Annotated in this window: 19 protein-coding genes; 3 read left to right on the top strand and 16 right to left on the bottom strand. The window is 34.4% G+C overall.

All coding sequences use genetic code 11. The features are described 5' to 3' along the window. Window positions 1-82: 82 nt before the first annotated feature. From AC5LXI_RS04550 to AC5LXI_RS04575, 6 genes are all read right to left on the bottom strand, one after another. Window positions 83-427, bottom strand: coding sequence for a hypothetical protein (locus AC5LXI_RS04550; protein WP_493443710.1), 345 nt, complete (start codon window positions 425-427; stop codon window positions 83-85). A 182-nt stretch (window positions 428-609) separates the two neighbouring features. Then, window positions 610-1,149 (bottom strand): 6-phospho-3-hexuloisomerase, encoded by a 540-nt coding sequence (gene hxlB / locus AC5LXI_RS04555; RefSeq protein ID WP_493443711.1) that lies wholly within the window; start codon window positions 1,147-1,149, stop codon window positions 610-612. Between the two features lie 54 nt (window positions 1,150-1,203). Further along, window positions 1,204-1,653: a PTS sugar transporter subunit IIA gene (locus tag AC5LXI_RS04560; RefSeq protein WP_493443712.1), complete on the bottom strand. Its 450-nt coding sequence runs from the start codon at window positions 1,651-1,653 to the stop codon at window positions 1,204-1,206. A gap of 14 nt (window positions 1,654-1,667) precedes the next feature. Further along, window positions 1,668-1,952, bottom strand: a complete 285-nt coding sequence (locus AC5LXI_RS04565; RefSeq protein ID WP_493443713.1) for a PTS sugar transporter subunit IIB — start codon at window positions 1,950-1,952, stop codon at window positions 1,668-1,670. Beyond that, window positions 1,949-3,319, bottom strand: coding sequence for a PTS galactitol transporter subunit IIC (locus tag AC5LXI_RS04570; protein ID WP_493443714.1), 1,371 nt, complete (start codon window positions 3,317-3,319; stop codon window positions 1,949-1,951). Before AC5LXI_RS04570 ends, AC5LXI_RS04565 begins: the two co-directional genes overlap by 4 nt. Before the next feature lie 18 nt (window positions 3,320-3,337). Further along, window positions 3,338-3,859 carry an RpiB/LacA/LacB family sugar-phosphate isomerase gene (locus tag AC5LXI_RS04575; protein ID WP_493443715.1) on the bottom strand — a complete coding sequence of 174 codons (522 nt, stop codon included), beginning with the start codon at window positions 3,857-3,859 and terminating at the stop codon, window positions 3,338-3,340. Between the two features lie 274 nt (window positions 3,860-4,133). Between AC5LXI_RS04575 and AC5LXI_RS04580 the strand changes: the two genes are divergently transcribed. Continuing rightward, on the top strand, window positions 4,134-4,889 hold the full coding sequence (locus AC5LXI_RS04580; RefSeq protein ID WP_493443716.1) for a DeoR/GlpR family DNA-binding transcription regulator: 756 nt from the start codon (window positions 4,134-4,136) through the stop codon (window positions 4,887-4,889). Window positions 4,890-4,971: 82 nt separating this feature from the next. Here AC5LXI_RS04580 and AC5LXI_RS04585 read toward each other — a convergent pair whose 3' ends face one another. Both AC5LXI_RS04585 and AC5LXI_RS04590 read right to left on the bottom strand, forming a co-directional pair. Beyond that, entirely contained in the window at window positions 4,972-6,519 is a 1,548-nt protein-coding gene (locus AC5LXI_RS04585) for a multicopper oxidase family protein (protein WP_493443717.1), read from the bottom strand. 120 nt (window positions 6,520-6,639) lie between these two features. Further along, on the bottom strand, window positions 6,640-7,017 hold the full coding sequence (locus AC5LXI_RS04590) for a hypothetical protein (RefSeq protein ID WP_493443718.1): 378 nt from the start codon (window positions 7,015-7,017) through the stop codon (window positions 6,640-6,642). A 243-nt stretch (window positions 7,018-7,260) separates the two neighbouring features. Here AC5LXI_RS04590 and AC5LXI_RS04595 point away from each other — a divergent pair, with 243 nt between their 5' ends. Both AC5LXI_RS04595 and folA read left to right on the top strand, forming a co-directional pair. Further along, window positions 7,261-8,325, top strand: a complete 1,065-nt coding sequence (locus tag AC5LXI_RS04595; protein ID WP_493443719.1) for an MJ1255/VC2487 family glycosyltransferase — start codon at window positions 7,261-7,263, stop codon at window positions 8,323-8,325. Window positions 8,326-8,335: 10 nt separating this feature from the next. Then, window positions 8,336-8,836, top strand: a complete 501-nt coding sequence (folA, locus tag AC5LXI_RS04600; protein ID WP_493443720.1) for a type 3 dihydrofolate reductase — start codon at window positions 8,336-8,338, stop codon at window positions 8,834-8,836. A gap of 51 nt (window positions 8,837-8,887) precedes the next feature. Here folA and relA read toward each other — a convergent pair whose 3' ends face one another. The 8 genes from relA to AC5LXI_RS04640 all read right to left on the bottom strand — a co-directional run bounded on the left by relA (window position 8,888) and on the right by AC5LXI_RS04640 (window position 18,783). Next, the gene (gene relA, locus AC5LXI_RS04605; protein WP_493443721.1) at window positions 8,888-11,146 is read right to left on the bottom strand and encodes a GTP diphosphokinase; all 2,259 of its coding nucleotides are present in this window, start codon (window positions 11,144-11,146) and stop codon (window positions 8,888-8,890) included. A 5-nt stretch (window positions 11,147-11,151) separates the two neighbouring features. Beyond that, on the bottom strand, window positions 11,152-12,477 hold the full coding sequence (gene rlmD, locus AC5LXI_RS04610; RefSeq protein WP_493443722.1) for a 23S rRNA (uracil(1939)-C(5))-methyltransferase RlmD: 1,326 nt from the start codon (window positions 12,475-12,477) through the stop codon (window positions 11,152-11,154). 15 nt (window positions 12,478-12,492) lie between these two features. Then, window positions 12,493-12,981: a pantetheine-phosphate adenylyltransferase gene (gene coaD, locus AC5LXI_RS04615; protein ID WP_493443723.1), complete on the bottom strand. Its 489-nt coding sequence runs from the start codon at window positions 12,979-12,981 to the stop codon at window positions 12,493-12,495. Between the two features lie 226 nt (window positions 12,982-13,207). Beyond that, window positions 13,208-14,203 (bottom strand): galactose-1-epimerase, encoded by a 996-nt coding sequence (galM, locus tag AC5LXI_RS04620; protein WP_493443724.1) that lies wholly within the window; start codon window positions 14,201-14,203, stop codon window positions 13,208-13,210. Then, window positions 14,194-15,351: a galactokinase gene (gene galK / locus AC5LXI_RS04625; RefSeq protein ID WP_493443725.1), complete on the bottom strand. Its 1,158-nt coding sequence runs from the start codon at window positions 15,349-15,351 to the stop codon at window positions 14,194-14,196. The genes galM and galK overlap by 10 nt, the downstream gene beginning before the upstream one ends. Continuing rightward, window positions 15,352-16,401, bottom strand: a complete 1,050-nt coding sequence (galT, locus tag AC5LXI_RS04630) for a galactose-1-phosphate uridylyltransferase (RefSeq protein ID WP_493443726.1) — start codon at window positions 16,399-16,401, stop codon at window positions 15,352-15,354. A gap of 50 nt (window positions 16,402-16,451) precedes the next feature. Next, window positions 16,452-17,468, bottom strand: coding sequence for a UDP-glucose 4-epimerase GalE (galE, locus tag AC5LXI_RS04635; RefSeq protein ID WP_493443727.1), 1,017 nt, complete (start codon window positions 17,466-17,468; stop codon window positions 16,452-16,454). A 40-nt stretch (window positions 17,469-17,508) separates the two neighbouring features. After that, window positions 17,509-18,783 carry an MFS transporter gene (locus AC5LXI_RS04640; protein ID WP_493443728.1) on the bottom strand — a complete coding sequence of 425 codons (1,275 nt, stop codon included), beginning with the start codon at window positions 18,781-18,783 and terminating at the stop codon, window positions 17,509-17,511. Window positions 18,784-19,033: the final 250 nt, after the last annotated feature.

Below are 19,033 nucleotides of genomic sequence, written 5' to 3' on the forward strand. Positions count from 1 at the left end.
TTGTTCTCTTGTTCTTTTTTATAATGGGCGTGTTAAGGAGTGAACCTTATTTAAAAAATTAATTTAATTATATAAAAATATGTTATACGGTAGCTTTGGGGCCGGCCCTTATTCCATTATAAGCTGATAATCGAATAACGGTATTAAAACTAACTTTGTCATAATTAAGCGAAATAATTTGTTTATTATAATGCTGTTTTTGTGACAAAGGTAAAGTTTGAGATTCTTTTCTTATCGGAGTTTGGTGATCTTGTACAATTGCCGTAATCGCAATAATACCCACCTGTGTGGAAGATGATTGAACTGGTAGTACATTTTCTTCGTAAAAACCGAATCCAGCAGCAATTACACCTAATAATAAGTGCGATAGTGCAGTTTTAATGATGAGGCGTTTACTAATTTGTTGCCAGTAATTAATCATGGTCATAACTGCAATATCTTAGCATTTTTTGTCAAAATGAAAAACTATTATTATAAATAGGTTATTGTTTGTTATTTAAGATTAATTTATATATAAAATGAAATGAATTTTTAAATAGATTTTAGACGTAATATTCAATTTTAAAACCACTCACAAAATAAGTGGTTTTAAAATAAATTCTTATACTACTATTCTAAACTAGCATGTCGTTGTGCCATATCGTTATTACTACTTTTTTGTTTTTTACTCATAACTAAAATAACAGTATCAAATATAATCAGTAACATTTGTTCAAAAAGGCTACCTAATGGTTGTTTGCTAACTTGTGACTTATTAAACTTAGTTCCAGATTGTAATAATATATTTGGTGTTTGGAGTTTTGCTAGTGTAGATGTGTTAGATGCGCAAATTATAGCTAAATCAATTCCTTGATTGAGTGCTGATTTCGCCATTATATTTACGCTTTCTGTTTCACCAGATGCAGATGCTAAAATGAGTAAGTCTCCTTTTTGAACCGCTGGAGTTGTCGTTTCACCGACCACAAAGGAGTTTAAACCCAGTTGCATCAGTCTCATTGCAAATGCTTTAAGCATAAGACCTGAGCGCCCGGTACCATACACAAAAATACGTTTATGCTGTTGTATTTTTTGTATTAGATCAATGATGTCATCATCGGTCAATGTTTTAACTGAATGATTCAATTCATCCATAATTAATTGTGATTGCACTTTTATCTCCTATCGAAAAATAGTTACTGCTATTTTTCGATCATAAAATGTATACTAAATGTTTAACTGTTGAATGATTAATTCTTGAGTTTGTTGGCAATTAGATTGTTGGCATTTATTCACAAAAGACTCATCTTGAAATAAAGTAAATAGACGTCTGAGAATTGATAAATGTTGATCACTTGTTGCCAATGCTAAATTGAAAATTAATTGGCAAGATACCATTAAGTTGGCATCCTCCATTTGACCGAAAATTACTCCTTTTGTTGAGCGTACCAAACTAATTGAATCTGATTTAACTAATTGATAATTAGCATGTGGTATAGCAATCCCTATGCCATTGTTCATCAGTAATCCAGTTGGATATTCCTTTTCTCGATTGATACACGCTGAAATATAGTCAGGTGTAATATAGTTTTTTTCTAATAAATATGAACCTGACTCTAATATAGCATCTTGATAAGTTTTAATTTTTTCATCTAAATCATGAACTAAAATGTGCATGGTTAAATTCCTACTTATTGAGTTAAAGTTTGTTTAACTGCTTCAAAAATGGCATCTTCTCCGAGACCAGTTAATAAACCAGCTCCAACAATAACCTTGGTAGTTATATCAGGATTATCAATTTTTGTTGATGAAACAACTAAATCATAACTATTAAAAATATCAGCATTGCAAGCCATAAGTGAAGATTTATCTACTTGAGCTTCAATATGCTGTTCTTTCAAATAATCTTGCAAAATTGAAACCATGATTGATGAAGAAGCAATACCATTACCACATACCACTAATATTTTTTTCATTTTGAAACCTCACTTGTATTATTTTTGGAATTTTTTTCTTTTTTCTTTAATAGATAGCCTACTGATAGCAAAATTAAGCCAATTAATATGTAACCAAATATTCCCACATGACTAGTTGCTGCAAATAGTCCAGTAAATGGATTTGCTGATGGATTTAATGAGGTATACATTACAGATGCATCAGGGTTAGAACCAAATGCTTGGAATACTTCGTTAGTTGCAGGTGTCATCCATGAGGCAATATATAATCCGCCTCCAAATAAAAATATTGATGTAACCCAGGTACGGATAATATTGCCTTTGAATACAGGAACCATACAAGCAATAAAGAAGACAAATTGTGATAAATCACCTAATGGCATAACCTTATTGCCGGGTAAAATAACGGCTAAAATAACAATAATCGGAATTAGTAATAAAGCAGGAGCGATAACGGAAGGGTTACCAACAATTAATGCAGTATCCATTCCAACGGTAATATCTCGATTAGGGAAACGTTTAACTAGTTTTTTTCTTGCTACATTTGATAATGGCACTAAACCTTCCATCATAATTGATGTCATGCGTGGTAACAATAACATTACTGCCGCTAAGTACATACCTAATTGTAAGCTTGAAATGATGGTGTGATATGGACTTTCCCAAGAGTAACCAAAAAAACCAAGTAATACACCAATAATAAAGCCGACTATAGTTGGATCGCCAAGAACACCAAAACGTTTTTGAATAGTATCGGCTGTAACAGTTATATTTCTAAAGCCCGGAATACGATCATAAATCCAATTAAATGGATAAGCAAAAATAAGGTAAGTGTTTGCAACAGGATGTGAAATTGAGACACCTTCTGGAAGGTTAAAAAATTTCTCATTATTTTTTGCGCCTAGATCAGCTGCAATTAATGCCCAAACGTGAAATAGTGCAGCTGTTAATACACCATATAAGAAACTACCTGAATAAACACCTACGATTGCACCCATCGAGGCATTTTGGTGTAAATTAAAAACATCGACATTAACGCAATCAGTGATTTTTAGTATAAGTAATAAAATATTAACTGCAACGCATAGTGGAATAATGATTGGTCCCATACTTGAGCCAAATCCCATTACAGCAGTTGCTGCACCACCAACGTCAATTGCACTGAGTGAAGATCCTGTGCTTTCGGCGAGTCCTGTAACAGCAGGAGCCATTTTATCTAACATAAATTTAATTGTCATACTTAATGCAATAAAGCCAATACCGACTTTCATTGCAGAAGCAATACATTCAGAAATAGGCCTTCCGAGCGCAGCCATTAAGATTAAAAATATTATAGGAATAAAAATAAAGTTTCCTAAGTCATTGATAAATTGTGTAATTAATTCCATATGTGACTCCTTTTATCGTTACTCATTGGCTCGAAAGCCCATATTCCAAGCAATATGAGCTGGTTTGATCAATAACGCATTGTCGTTACATTCAGCTTCAAGCAAGTTTTTCTTCGAATTTTCACGCGCAGTAGTAAAATCAAATGGTTGGTCGTACCATGCGTCTAAGATCATTTTGGTATATTCAAGGCTATTGACTCGACAACCTAGTCCTATGATTTGAGCATTATTGCTTAGCCTAGCTCGTTTAGCTGAATAGGGATTAGTGACAGCAACAGCACGAATGCCCCAGTGTTTGTTAGCTTGGCAGGTAAAACCAATACCTGTTCCACAAATATATATTCCTAAACGACAAACATCTTTCTGTATCAAGATTGACATTTCATCAGCCAATTTGGCATAAGTATTAATACCATCTGCTTTAACTTTTACTGGGTCATAAACAACATCGGCATTTTTTTCATTAATCAAGTATTTTTTGATTTCTTCTTTATATTCAAATCCTAAGTCGTCGCTAGCTATAGCAATTTTTGTTTTCATTTTTTTTCCTCTATTAAATTAATAATCATTTTATAATTGGTTTTTATTGGTAAGTCAATGTGATATAGATCACAAAAATAATAAGATATTGATTTATAATATTAAAAAAACCAATATAAGCCAATTTTAATTTGTTTTTTATAATATGTTATTTAATTTGAGATCAGGAAAGATATGATGAGTTATGAATGAATCATGTGGACTTTTTGCTAAAATATTGGTAATAATCAGACATGGTTAGTCATATCTAAATCAATATTTGAGATTGTGAACAATGCAATTAATGAATGAAAGACGAGAATTAATTTTAGAAGAATTAATAACGGCTGGGACTGTATATGTGAGTGAATTGGCTCGTAAATACGCAGTTACTTATGAAACCATTCGAAAAGATTTATCCGATTTAGAAAAAAAAGGATATTTAGTCAAATGCCATGGCGGGGCAACGCTAAAACAAGGGGCTATTGAACATCCATTTCAAATCAGAGAGAAGGAAAACGCTAGCTTAAAGAAAAGCATTGCTCAAAAAGCACTTACATTATTACCTGATAATTGTTCTATGATTATTGGAACAGGCAGTACTACATTAGAATTAGCCAAATTATTAATGTATCGTTCTGGATTTAAGATTTTTACCGATTCATTACCTGTTGCCAATGCTCTTATTTCATCAGACAATCAAGTTTTCTTATTTGGTGGTGAACTACGTAATAAAAGCTCATCTGTTTATGGTGGTTGGACATTATCTATGATTAATGAAATTCAGGTTGATATATGCTTTTTAGGCACAGATGGTTTTAGTAATTTAACAGGCCCTTCCAGTCCTTCATCTTCTGATGCTTATATCGATAAAGCCATCATTTCTCATGCTGAAAAAAAGTATATTTTAGGTGATTACACAAAATTTAATAGAAAAAGTCTGTATAAAATTTGTGATTGGAATGAAATAACGGCATTAATTACTAATAAGTTAGCTGATCCGGCTCAAGTTTTGAAATTAGAAACTAAAACTAAAGTTATTTTGTGTTAAAAATTTTGCGGTTTTCTATAAACAATGAAAATCTCCCTTATCTTTATGCAATTGTTAAGAGAAGGGAGAGAATTTATTAGGATTATTTAACCATTAATTGCCCCATCATACCAAGTGTTTCATGTTCAACAATATGGCAATGATACATGCGTAATCCTGGCATATTTTGTTGAATTTTTATGGTGATTTTTTCGTGGGGACGTAAGTTGATGGTATCTTTTAATGCGACATATTCTGGTGGGTATTTTTTACCATCGAATTCATGCGATACAACCGTGAATTGCGTACCATGAATATGGAAGTTATGGTCCATATGTGAATTATTTGTTATTGTCCACTCTTCAACTTCATGTATTTTGCTTTCTAAATCAATACGTTTCATATCATGACGTTTACCGTTAATTAAAAATAGCATCCCACCTCTAGGTTCGCTTTTATCCATTACTTCGGTATATTCAAGTGATTTATGGGTTTTTGCTTCGGCCATTTTTGGTAGGGTACGTAATGTTGATGGTAAGACAATTGAATTGGCCTGATGAAGTTCTAATTCAGCAAGTATTATATCTTGTTCTACTGGCACATTTCCCATTTTGCCGCGATCATAACCAATTGATTGTAGATAAACAGTACCCGTTTGCTTTGGTAAAATTACCAATTCAGCACGTTCAGCTGGCGATAACAGGAGTGGTTTTTCAAGGGATATAGGTTCAGGCATTAATCCACCATCACTCCCGACTAAAAAGACATCACAACCGGGGATGGAAAGGTTAAGATAACGCCCAGAACAAGCATTCCAAACACGAACACGAGTTGCGGTATCAATTTTCATTTTTGGTCGATAACCACCATTAATTAACACAAATTGCCCTTCTCTGCCATTCATCCAATCTGTCATTGAATTGTCAGCAATTTCCCCCTTATCAGTCAGTTTTAAATCCGAGAAGAACCAATTTAATTCAGGTAAAGAGGCTAATGGATCGTTTTTACTTCGAACAATGAATACACCAGCTAAACCTCGAGCAATTTGCTCTGCGACAGTGTTATGTCCGTGTGGATGATACCAGTAGGTACCAGCACTATCTTCAGGAATGGTAAATTCATAAATGCGTTCACTGCCAGCAGGTATTTCATCTTGTGGATTGCCATCCTGATTTGACGGAACAAGTAAACCATGCCAGTGCACAGTTGTTGATTGTGATAGTTTATTTTTTACCGTCAATTTGACTTTATCGCCTTCATAAACTTCAATGAGTGGGCCAGGGATTGAATTGTTGTAAGCCCAAAATTCTGTAGAAATATTAGGCGTTAGAGCGATCTTTACTGGTTTTGCCTCAATAGTGGCTTCAAATAAACCAGATTGATTACTATTATTTTTTAAATGTTTGAATTTGGGTAAATCGTGACCTTTTGGTAGTGCTGAAGTAGATAATAGTTTTTGTGGCTTTTTGTTGCTCATATTCATATTCATATTCATATGATCGTGCATGTTGTCCCCCTTATCACAATTATCAGATTTAACATCACAAACCAAGTCAGACATTGATGAATCATCCAATTTGGCAATAGCTTTCGTTGCAATTAAACCACCAACGGCGGCGGTAATATTCATTATAAAATTTCGGCGTTTCATGGTATTCCTATTATCATTTATTACGTTAAACAATAAGCTATACTCAGCCATTAGAACTACAAAGTGTAGAGACTGTATTATTGATTTTCGATACTTATTACTAATATTTAACAGCGTAAATTAGATAAATTTTGGTGGTTTTAATTCAGGAATAAACTCTTTATATTCAGGAATAAATATGCTTGGCAGATATTGTTTTGGGTGAATCGGGTAATCAACATTAATGATATAATTATCTATTATCATACCGCAGGCACTGCAATGATTAACTGATTTAACAGATTTACTAATAAAGGGTTTTGTTGATTTAGAAGTCGGCGAATCTTTAGTTGGATAATCAAGATTTGTGTTCGCGGTTAATAACATCGCATTTGATGAATGATGATTCGAACAGCGCTCGAATATAATTAAAGGAAAATGCCAAATTGAAGAAAAAAACAAAAAGATTGCTAGTATAATTAAAATATAAAACTGTTTTTTGTTAATCATTAGCGACATTTTTCATCACATAATTAATCTTCTTGTTACCATTCTACTAAAAAAAGCACTAAATATATACAATTTTAACTCTTAGTATACTGATTCAATTTTCATGCAGTAGAGTTAGACGCGTTTTGATCTTTAATAATCAATATTTGAAAATCATTTATTCGTTATGAGGTAATCATAAAATAAATAAGCCAAATATAAAAGGTTCTGGTATTATATTTGCATAAAAATAATATTCCGAATAAAAACGATATGAAAATTCTTTACGGAGTTCAAGGAACAGGAAATGGCCATATTAGTCGTTGTAGAACTTTAGCTAAAGCTTTAAAAAAGGCTGGAGCTGATGTTGATTACATTTTAAGTGGCCGTGATCCTAAAGATTATTTTGATATGCAGGCTTTTGGCAATTATCGGACTTATAGTGGTCTGTCTTTTGCAACACTTAATGGAAAAATCAATTTTCGTAAAACCATTCAAAGAATTCGTGCTTTTAGATTAATTAAAGATGTTCGAGATCTCGATTTATCCAAATATGATTGCATTATTAGTGATTTTGAACCAGTAAGTGCATGGGCTGCACATCATCAAAATAGAGATTGTTTAGGTATTAGCAACCAATCTACTTGCCATTACCTTAAACCTAAAGACTATGGCATGATAGCCAACGTGATTATGAAGTATTATGCACCAGTTACTAAACCAATTGGTTTGCATTGGTTTCATTTTGGTCACAAATTAATTCCGCCAATGATTGATTCATTTGAAACTATAGCAACTGAAGAGGATAGAATTGTAGTTTATTTACCTTTTGAAGATTTGAATGAAATTGCTGAATTGGTCAATCAATTTCCACAATATCAATTTTGCTGCTTCCATCCTGATGTAAAACAGAGAACGGAGCGTAAGAATTTATTGTTACAACCTTTAAGTCGAGATAATTTCACACAAGCTTTGCTCAGTTGCTCTGGTATTATTTCTAATACTGGGTTTGCATTAATTTCCGAAGCATTATCTTTAGGTAAGAAAATTCTCACTAAGCCAGTAGCTGGTCAATTTGAACAAGTTTACAATGCTCAATGTTTGCAATCTTTAGATATGGCAACCGTGATGGAAAATCTTAATAGTATGAAACTCAAATATTGGCTTAGTTTACCTTCACCTAAGCCTATTGTTTATCCAGATGTTGCAACTGAATTAGCTAATTGGATTGTGTCTGGTCAAAAAGAGACATTACTATCTTTAAGCCAAAGACTTTGGCAAAAAACGGTATTTCCTGACAATGTGATTGAACGTATCAAATCTCTAGGATATGTGTAAAGGAACAAGAATGATATTAAGTATAATTGTTGCTATGGCAAATAATCGAGTTATTGGACTAAATAATCAAATGCCGTGGCACATGCCAGCAGATTTAGCTTGGTTTAAAAAAAATACATTAAATAAACCTGTTATTATGGGGCGAAAAACATTTGAATCTATTGGTAGACCATTGCCTAATCGCCACAATATTGTGATCAGTCGTCAAGCTAATAACAAAGCCTCGATTAATCCTAATGTCACTTGGGTACAATCGATTGATGAAGCAATATCACTTGTTAATAAACAGCAGGTTGAAGAGGCCTTTATTATAGGTGGAGGTAATATTTATAATCAGGTATTACCTTTAGTTAATCGCCTTTATTTAACGCATATTGATGCCCAATTAGAAGGTGATACTTATTTCCCTAATTATTCACAGACATCATGGCGACAAATCTATTTAGAAGAACATAAAGCTGATGAAAATAATCGTTATGATTATCAATTCGAGATATTGGAAAGGAATTAATTAATCAATGTATAAGTTGCCACCTAAAATTTGTGGCAACTTAATTAATAATTATCCTTGTAAACGTTTTGCTTCAATCACATCTGGTAGTTGTTTAATTTTATTCAATACTCGTTCAAGTGAATTTTGATCAAAAATTTGCATATCCATATCTATAGTTGCTATTTGCTGCTTCATTTCAATTCGACTTGATACACCTAAAACATTTACTTTTTCATTGGCTAATATTGTGGTGATGTCTCTTAATAAACCACTTCTATCGTTTGCTATGATTCGAACGACCATTGTATAACTAGAATTATGATTGCCACTCCATACCGCACTTGTGATACGTTCTGGTGCATGATTTTTTAACTCTTGCAATTGTTCACAGTCGGCTCTATGAATTGAAATGCCTCTTCCTTGTGTTACAAAACCAACAATCGGATCGCCAGGAATAGGGCGACAACAATTAGCAATGGTGTAAAGTAAATTATCAACACCTTCAATAATGATTTCACCACCTTTTATGGCTGTCGATTTTCCCGTATTTTTTGCTTGAGATGATGATTTTTGGGTAATTTGTTTGAGAGCTGCTTCGTCTTCTTCTTCTGCCGTTGGTTTGTTGAATTGAGCATTAATAAAGTTAACCAGCTGGTTAATTCGAACATCGCCACTACCTATACCAGCAAGTACTTCGTTAAAAGAGTGGGCATTGTATTTACTAATAAGAATCTTTTCGACACTTTTTAAGCTAATATTTAATGGTTCTAATTCGTTTTCTAGAATTTGTTGTCCGGCTGCGATATTTTTATCTCTATCTTGCTTTTTGAACCAAGCTTGTATTTTTGCTCGAGCTCGGCTGCTATTAACAAATCCTGTATTTGGATTTAACCAGTCACGACTTGGATTAGGTTGTTTTTGTGTGATAATTTCGACTTGATCACCTGTTTTCAATATATAGGTAAACGGTACTATACGGCCGCCGACTTTGGCACCAATACAGCGGTGTCCAACATCACTGTGAATATGATAAGCAAAATCTAAAGGCGTTGAGCCAGCTGGTAAATCTACTACGTCACCTTTAGGGGTAAATACATAAACGCGGTCATCAAAAATTTGGCTACGAACAGTTTCTTGAATTTCGCCACTTTCTGACATTTCTTGTTGCCAAGTTAATAATTTACGTAGCCAAGAAATTCGTTGATCGTAAGCTGTCATCTTATCGGTACTGCCTTCTTTATACTTCCAGTGTGCAGCTACACCTAATTCAGCATCATTGTGCATTTGCTCAGTACGAATTTGAATTTCAATAGTTTTATCTTGAGGGCCATAAACAACCGTATGGATCGATTGATAACCATTTGGTTTTGGGTTTGCCACGTAGTCATCAAATTCTTTAGCTATATGTTTATAATGACTATGCACAATACCTAAAGCGTTATAGCAATCTTCAATTCGATCGCAAATAATTCGTACTGCCCGAATATCATATAATTCCTCAAATTGTAGATGTTTACGCTCCATTTTTCGCCATATGCTATAGATATGTTTTGGCCGACCGTAAACTTCTGCCCGAATATGATCTTGATTCATCATATTCTGTAAATGCTTAACAAATTGATTAATGTATGATTCACGATCTAGGCGTTTTTCATGTAACTTATGAGCAATAAAGCGATATTGATCTGGATGTAAGTAGCGGAAGCAAAAATCTTCAAGTTCCCATTTTAATTGCCCGATTCCCAATCGATTTGCTAGAGGTGCATAGATATTAAAACACTCTTTAGCAGCAAGCACTTGATCTTCTTTTGGTGCCTGCATTAGGTTACGTAAATAAGTAATACGCTCTGCTAATTTTATTACCACACTACGGAAATCATTCACCATAGCAAGTAACATACGGCGAATACTATCAATCTGTTCTGTTGTGGCATGTCCATTACGAATAGCTCGCAGTTGTCTGATTTCCTTCATTTTAACAACACTGGAAAGAATGTGAACGATTTCCCGGTCGAAATTTTCAGGAAGATCTTCTCGACAAATAATCTTAGTATCAAAAAAAGGCAATAAAAGGGCAGTACATAAACTATTAATATCCATGTTTAAGGTCGATAAAATCTCAACCATTTCAATGGCATTTTGGAAGCAATAGGCTTGTTCTGGCTCACCAGCACTATGTTCAAAACAAAAATCCCAGATATCTTTGAACTTTTGATAGGAGTCAAGGTTGGTTAATAGTAGTTCCTGTTTTGCCCATTGCTCAACATCGAATTGTGTTAGAGTATAATGCTCGTCATTTTGTTGATGGGCGCCTCTAATTGATACCATAATTATTATCCTGATCTTGTTAACATCAACATTGATTCAATGTGCTTAGTTTGTGGAAACATATCCAAAATAGCAATCTTTGCAATGTTGTATCCTTCCTCAATAAATAGCTTGCAGTCCCTTGCTAATGTAGCAGGATTACACGAAATATAAACTAATTTTGATGGTGAAATCTTAACAATTTCTGCGCTAGCATTATAAGCGCCGGCTCTCGCAGGATCTAATAATATTTTGTCATATATTATTTGATTCCATAGCGAAGATTGTTGCTTATCTTCTAAATTACAGGTGAAAAATTGTGTCTTAGCTTTAACTTTATCTTTATTCAATTTGGTATTGAATTTCGCTTTTTCAACTAATGCCTCAACGCCCTCAATACCGGTTACTGACTGGCAAATTGTTGCCATAGGTAATGAAAAATTACCCATACCACAAAATAGATCAAGTATTTTGTCATTTGATGATACATCTAACCACTCAAGTGCTTTATCGATCATCTTTTGATTAATTCGACTATTAACCTGAATAAAATCGAGTGGACTAAAGGTTAATTTTAATTGATTAACTAGGTAGTAATGCTCTTTTGTACCAAATACGTGAACGAGCTTATCACCATGAAAATAGAGAGAAATGTTATGAACTTCGGCAAATTGTATAAGTAATTGGCTATCTAGCTCAGATAGTGGCAATGTGTGCCTTAAAACTAAGATAATTCCACTATCAACCGCAATTAATTCAATATGCCCCAGTGTTTTTTTCTGTTTAATTTGTCTTAAACAAGATTGTAATGGAATTAATAAATCATTTAATTGTTTAACCAATATTGGACAATTTTCGATATTTACAATTTGGTTTGATTCTGATTGCCTAAAACCGACAAATAACTCACCTTTGACTAAATTAATTGATAATCTTGCACGTCTACGATAATGATAAGGTTGATCTGCAATGATATTAGGTAAATTATCTTCCAATAACACACCAGCTTCTTTTTGTAATAGTTTGATTAACGCTTCATATTTGGCTTGTTGTTGTAAAGTTGATGAAATATGCTGTAATTCACAGCCACCACATTTCGTATAATATTGACATTGTGGTTTGACGCGCTGATGACTGTAATTGTGGTATTTTATTACTTTTGCTTTAGCATAATTTTTTTTATCTTCAGTCAGTTGAATATCGACAGTTTCATCAGGCAAGGCTGATTTTACAAAGATCGTTTTACCGTTATGATTTGCCACTCCTTGACCAAAGGCATCTAATTTTGTGACTGTAACCGTCAGTTTTTGGGAGACTAGCTTTTTTTTCGCAGGAGTATAAAAATTAACCATATTAATAAATCGACATTATGTTAACCGTTTAAGTAGCTCTGTTTTAACATGCAACGGTACTAAATTGGATATATCACCACCATGGTAAACGACATCTTTAACAATAGTTGAGGAAATAAATCCCATCGCTATTGAAGGCATTAAAAAAATGGTATCCAAATCTGGTTTTAATGCTCGATTCATTTCAGCAAGTTGTCTTTCATATTCAAAGTCATGAGTGGTTCTAACCCCTCTAACAATGACGGTTGCAGCATGTTTTTGAGCAAAGTCCGCCATAAGATTATCAAAGCCAATTACTTCAACATTCAATAAGTGTTCAACTGATGTCGAGGCTAGGTTTACTCGCTCTTCTAAAGCAAATAGTGTTTTTTTGTTGGGATTTTCTGCTATAGCGACAATTAAACGAGGAAACAGTTGGGAAGCTCGAGTAATCAAATCAATGTGACCATTGGTAATCGGATCAAATGTTCCTGGAAAAATAGCCGTAAGAGTTTTATTTTTCATCTATATTATTATCCATCAGCGAATAGGAGAATATCATACCTAATTTTGACTTAGATTGTTAGCTTAAGTCTGTAAAATCTTCGTTTTTTTATACTCAAAAACCCCGTTCCTCAACTTTTTTTATTATTTAGATCTATTTGAGGAAAACCTAGATTTGTTGATCTGTTTTATTATTGATGAAGTTATTTATTCTTCATCAATAATAAAAAAATAGAGGGAGAATTTATCAGTTTATACAAAACTGATAACAAATTTGCTGAAGATAAGTTTGCCCTGGCTCTAAAAAACAGCTTGATTGTGGCCAGGTTGGGTGATGTGGGCTATCAGGTAGAAACTGCGCTTCTAATGCCACTCCTGCAAAATTAGCATATACACCATTATGGCGGTTTGGTGTGTGAGTTAAAAAATTACCGGTATAAACTTGTAAGGCAGGGTAAGATGTTGTTAAGTTCATGGTTACTTTTTTATCTGATGAGACAAGTTGAGCTGCAACTGGTTTTGAGCTGTCCAATAAATAAGCATGGTCATAGCCACCAGTGATTTTTCGAGCTGAACTTCCGAATAAATTATCAGATAATAATCGCAACTGTCTTAAATCCATATCATCTTCAGTCACATTAAGTAAATCATTACTCGGAATACCATTTGCATCAACAGGTAGATAATAGTTAGCATTCACTTTTAAACTGTGTCCAAGGACATTGTTGGTTTCACCATCTAAATTAAAATAGGCATGGTTAGTTAAGTTAACCGGCGTGCATTTAGTGGTATTCGCATGGTATTCAATGATCACTTGATTATCGTCTGTTAAAGTATAACTAGCTGCAACCTTAAGTTCGCCAGGATAGCCTTGGTCACCATCAGGTGAAATTAAGCTAAATATGACTTGTTGTTCTGATTGTGATTCAATCTTCCATAATTGCTTATCAAAGCCTAATTTTCCACCATGTAACTGATTAACACCTTGATTGGCCGTAAGCTGATAGTGTTTACCCGCTATATCTATTTCAGCATTTGCAATGCGATTGGCATATCGGCCAATGGTTGCACCTAAATAGGCGTCTTGCTGTTGGTATTGTTCAAATGTTTGGCAACCAAGTAGTAACTCGCGCTTTTCTTCGGCAATTGGTACGACACAAGAAAGCCAAGTAGCACCCCAATCAGACAATTTAATTTGCATGCCTTGTCTATTTGTCAGTGTAATAATGTGTTTTACAGACATAGTTTATGTGCTCCTTCACTTGGCTGGCAGATATAAAAATCTTCCTTGATTCCAAATTTTTTATAATAGTTTTGGCTCACAGCACCTTTGACCTCATCAACTTTATCCTTAGGTACTAAGGCAACAACACAGCCACCAAAACCACCACCAGTCATTCGAGCCCCGCCTTGATTGCCAATAACGGCTTGAACAATTTCAACTAGATAGTCAATTGCAGGTACGGTGATTTCAAAATCATCACGCATAGAATTGTGACTCTTAGCCATTAATTTAGAGAGTAATGGATAATCTTCATTGGCAAGCGCGTGAGCCGCTTTGAGGGTACGTTCATTTTCTGTTATGACATGATGAGCACGTTTATAAACGACAGGATCGAGCGAGGATTGGATTTGCAATAAATCAACTATTGAAGCATCACGAAGGGCTTTGACACCAAGTGCTTTTGCGGCAGCTTCACATTGCTTGCGACGAGTATTATATTCACTATCAACTAATCCACGTTTGATATTGGAGTTAATAATTACAACCGCTAGATCTTTAGGAATTGAAACTGGTAACACCTCAAGTGATCGGCAATCAATTAACAAAGCATGTTGTGCTTGACCAAGTGAGGATATTAATTGATCCATTATGCCGCAGTTACAGCCAACAAATTGATTTTCAGCTTCTTGACCGATTAAGGCTATTTTTTTTCCATCCAATGGTAAATCATAAAGAACCTGTAACATTTTGCCAATTGCAACTTCAAGTGAAGCGGATGAACTTAATCCTGCACCTTGAGGTACATTACCACTAATAGCGAAATCAACCCCGCTAATATTTTTGGTATATTTAATGATATGTTTAATAACCCCACGGACATAATTAGCCCATTGATAATTCGGATGTTTGTCAATTTCTGAATCAAGTGAAAACTGATCGAGATCATTATTGTAATCAACAGCAATTACTCGTATTAAGTTGTCAGAACGTTTGTGACAACTAATAACCGTTTGATAATTGATAGCGCAAGGTAAGACAAAACCATCATTATAATCAGTATGTTCACCAATCAAGTTTACTCGTCCTGGTGCTTGGACAACCGTATCAGGTTTATAACCAAATCTATCTTCAAATGCTTGAGTGGTTTTATTGATTAATGCTCTCATTTATTTGTCCTTTTCATCTTTATAATGCACATCACTAACGTTGCGCAGCCTTTCGGCTGCTTGTTCTGGCGTTAAGTCCCGTTGTACTTCAGCTAACATTTCATAACCAACCATAAATTTTTTGACAGTAGCTGAACGCAATAGTGGCGGGTAAAAATGGGCATGTACTTGCCAATAATTAGTATTACCATCCACAAACGGTGCGCCATGCCATCCCATAGAATAAGGAAAAGCGCAATTAAACAAATTATCATAGCGACAGGTTAATTTTTTTAATGCAATGGCTAAATCCTTTTGCTCAGGTTGGCTTAGCGTTGTTAATCTAGCGATATGTTTTTTAGGTAATAGCAGTGTTTCAAATGGCCATACAGCCCAAAAAGGCACAACAACTAGCCAATGTTCTGTTTCAACCACGGTGCGTTCTTGGTTAGTTAACTCTTTTTCTACATAATCAACTAATAAATTTCTTCCATATTTTTGAAAATAGTTGCGCATATTGCGATCTTCTCGCACAATTTCATTAGGGACAAAACTATTTGCCCAAACTTGCCCATGTGGATGCGGGTTTGAACAGCCCATAGCTGAACCTTTATTTTCAAATATTTGTACCCAAGGATAGTGTTCTCCTAACTCTTTTTGTTGAGTGATCCACGTTTTTATTACATTTTCGATTGCTGTTAGTTCTAGTTCTGGCAGGGTTTTACTGTGATCAGGTGAAAAGCAGATAACTCGACTTGTGCCTTTAGCACTTTGAATTTGAAATAGTGGATCGTTACTATTGGGTGAGTTAGGTGTATCTTCCATTAATGCAGCAAAATCATTTGTGAAGACATATGTTCCCGTATAGTTAGGATTTATATCACCGGTGACTCGTTTATTGTTCGGACATAAATAACAATTAGGGTCATAATGGGGTTTTTGTTCTTCATTTAAGGTCTCTTGTTGACCTTGCCAAGGACGTTTTGCTCGATGAGGCGAAACTAATACCCATTGATCGGTCAATGGGTTATATCGGCGATGAGGATGGTTAACTGGGTTAAAAATATCCATTTTTGCCTCTCTAATTATGAATTTGCTGCTATTGTAATGTACATACTACCTTAATCTGGATAACCTTGAGGATTCTTAGATTGCCAATTCCACGAATCTTTCACCATATCATCAAGGGTTAATTTGGTTTTCCAGCCTAACTGTTGTTCAGCTTTCTTTGCGTCAGCCCAAAACGCAGGTAAGTCGCCAGCACGCCTTGGTGCGAAATGCCAATTAAGGGGTTTACCGGATGCCTTTTCAAAGGCCTTAATCACTTGCAAAACACTGAAGCCTACACCAGAACCTAAATTGTAGATATGAACTCCAGCTTTATTTTGGTCAGCTTTAAGTGCTGCAATATGACCATCTGCTAAATCAACAACATGAATAAAGTCACGCACGCAGGTCCCATCAACAGTTGGATAATCATTACCAAACACTGATAATGACTCTCGCTTACCTACGGCAACTTGAGTAATAAATGGCATAAGATTATTAGGTACGCCAAGCGGATCTTCTCCCATCAAACCACTAGGATGAGCACCGACAGGATTAAAATATCGTAATAAAGTTAAGGACCAATCAGGCTCAGCAACAGCTAAATCCATTATACATTGTTCAACCATGAGTTTACTTTTACCGTACGGGCTAGAGGGTAAACCCTGTGGTAAGGTTTCGACGTACGGAACAGGTGCTAATTCACCGTATACCGTCGCAGATGAACTAAATACCAACTGTTTAACGCCTGCATCACGCATTGCTTTCATTAAAACAATACTGCCATAGACGTTATTTTCATAATATTCAAGAGGTTTATAGACTGATTCACCAACAGCTTTTAAGCCAGCAAAGTGGATAACGGCTTTGATATCATGCTCTTTAAAAATTCTTGCTAGTATTTTTGCATCACAAACATCACCATGATAAAAATCGACGGATTGCCCAGTGATGGTTTTTATTCTTTCTAATACCGAGGCTTTACTATTAAATAAATTATCAATGATAATTGGTGTATATCCGGCAAGAATTAATTGAACACAAGTATGACTACCTATATATCCACAACCACCTGTTACTAATATTTTCATCTTAATACCTTAATCTAATTTTATGTTAAGAGAATTTAAATTAATTTTCAGATTCTTCAATTTTTTTATGTTTAAATAGATCCCAGGGTCCGCGACCTGATAGCGTGAAAGAAGAGATTAGTGTAAAGCTAAATGCGATTAAGCCAAGCACCAAATAAGCTCCCTCAAACCCAATTTTAACATACATTTGCCCTGCAAAGGTGGACATAAACATAATAGATAGTTGTTTTGCGAAACAGAACGCAATTAAATATACCGTTGCAGAAAAACGAATCGGAAAATGTTTGGTAATGTATTTAAATGCACCAACAAGCAATAGTGGAGCTTCAAACATATGCAGTGTTTTTAAAATAACCACTTCGACAGCTGTACTTGCGAAAGCAGAACCTGTTATACGAATTGACATGATCGCCCCAGCGACCAATAAGGTATTTTTACTACCAATTTTCATCACGATAACCGGAGCAAAAAACATCACAGTAGCATTTAAAAATTCACCTAATGTGGTGACATAACCAAATGCTTCACGACCTACTTGTTCACTGGAGAAGAATGAAGTAAAGAAATTAGCAAATTGTTGGTCAAATACTTCATAAGTACACGCAACCCCAATAATGTAAAGCATAAAAAACCAAATCTTGGGCATTTTCAGTAAATCAACTGCCAACTTTAAATTGAAAGATTCAGGTTTATTTAAACCCATTTGTTCAACAACATCTGTGGTTGGTGTTTTGGCAGGATCAGCTATTTTAACTAAAAGTAACAAAATTAAAGCAAATCCCGAACATAACCAATAAACGGCATTAACATTTTTTGAAATCATGATCCCAACAAAAGAAGCACAAATTGCCCAGCCAAAACAACCAAACATACGGCAACGGCCGAATTCAAAACCACTTCGTCTACTGATTTTTTCAACCAATGCTTCAATTGCCGGTGCACCGCCACTAAATACCATACCAAGATATAAGCCACCAGCAGTAGCACCCAGCGTAATATTTAATTTAAGCAAAGGACCTAATACAAAAATAAAAAATGGTCCAAATAACACTAAAAGAAAAGTGATAATCCAAAGAAGGTGTTTTCTTAAACCTAATTTATCGGATATTAGTCCAAATAAAGGTTGGAAGAATAATGCAAATAAAGAGATAAAAGAAAAAACATATCCAGTATCTGCTTGATCCAAGCCAATCATTTTTAACCATACAGGGAAAAATGGGAAATAAGCCCCCATAATAAAGAAATAAAGAAAAAAGTAGAGGCTAAATACCCAATAATTTTTATTATGCATTGCAGACTTAATTTTCTGATTCATAGTGAACTTCCTTTGCTAAGCTTTTAATGATTACCAAATCATTTAGAAATCGTTTACATTCTAAATAAACAAAAAGCTATAAATTGCTGAGGATAATAGCATTAAAAAAATCCCAAAAAAGTGATCTAGTTAACATTTTATGAAATCGATTACATTTTTTGTGAATTTATTTTGGATAAGTTAAACAACGATTGAATCGAAAATATTAAAACTCAATACACACCTAACAAAAATAGTATTTAATAATCTA

The sequence above is a fragment of the Gilliamella sp. LMG 34361 genome, assembly GCF_984569075.1.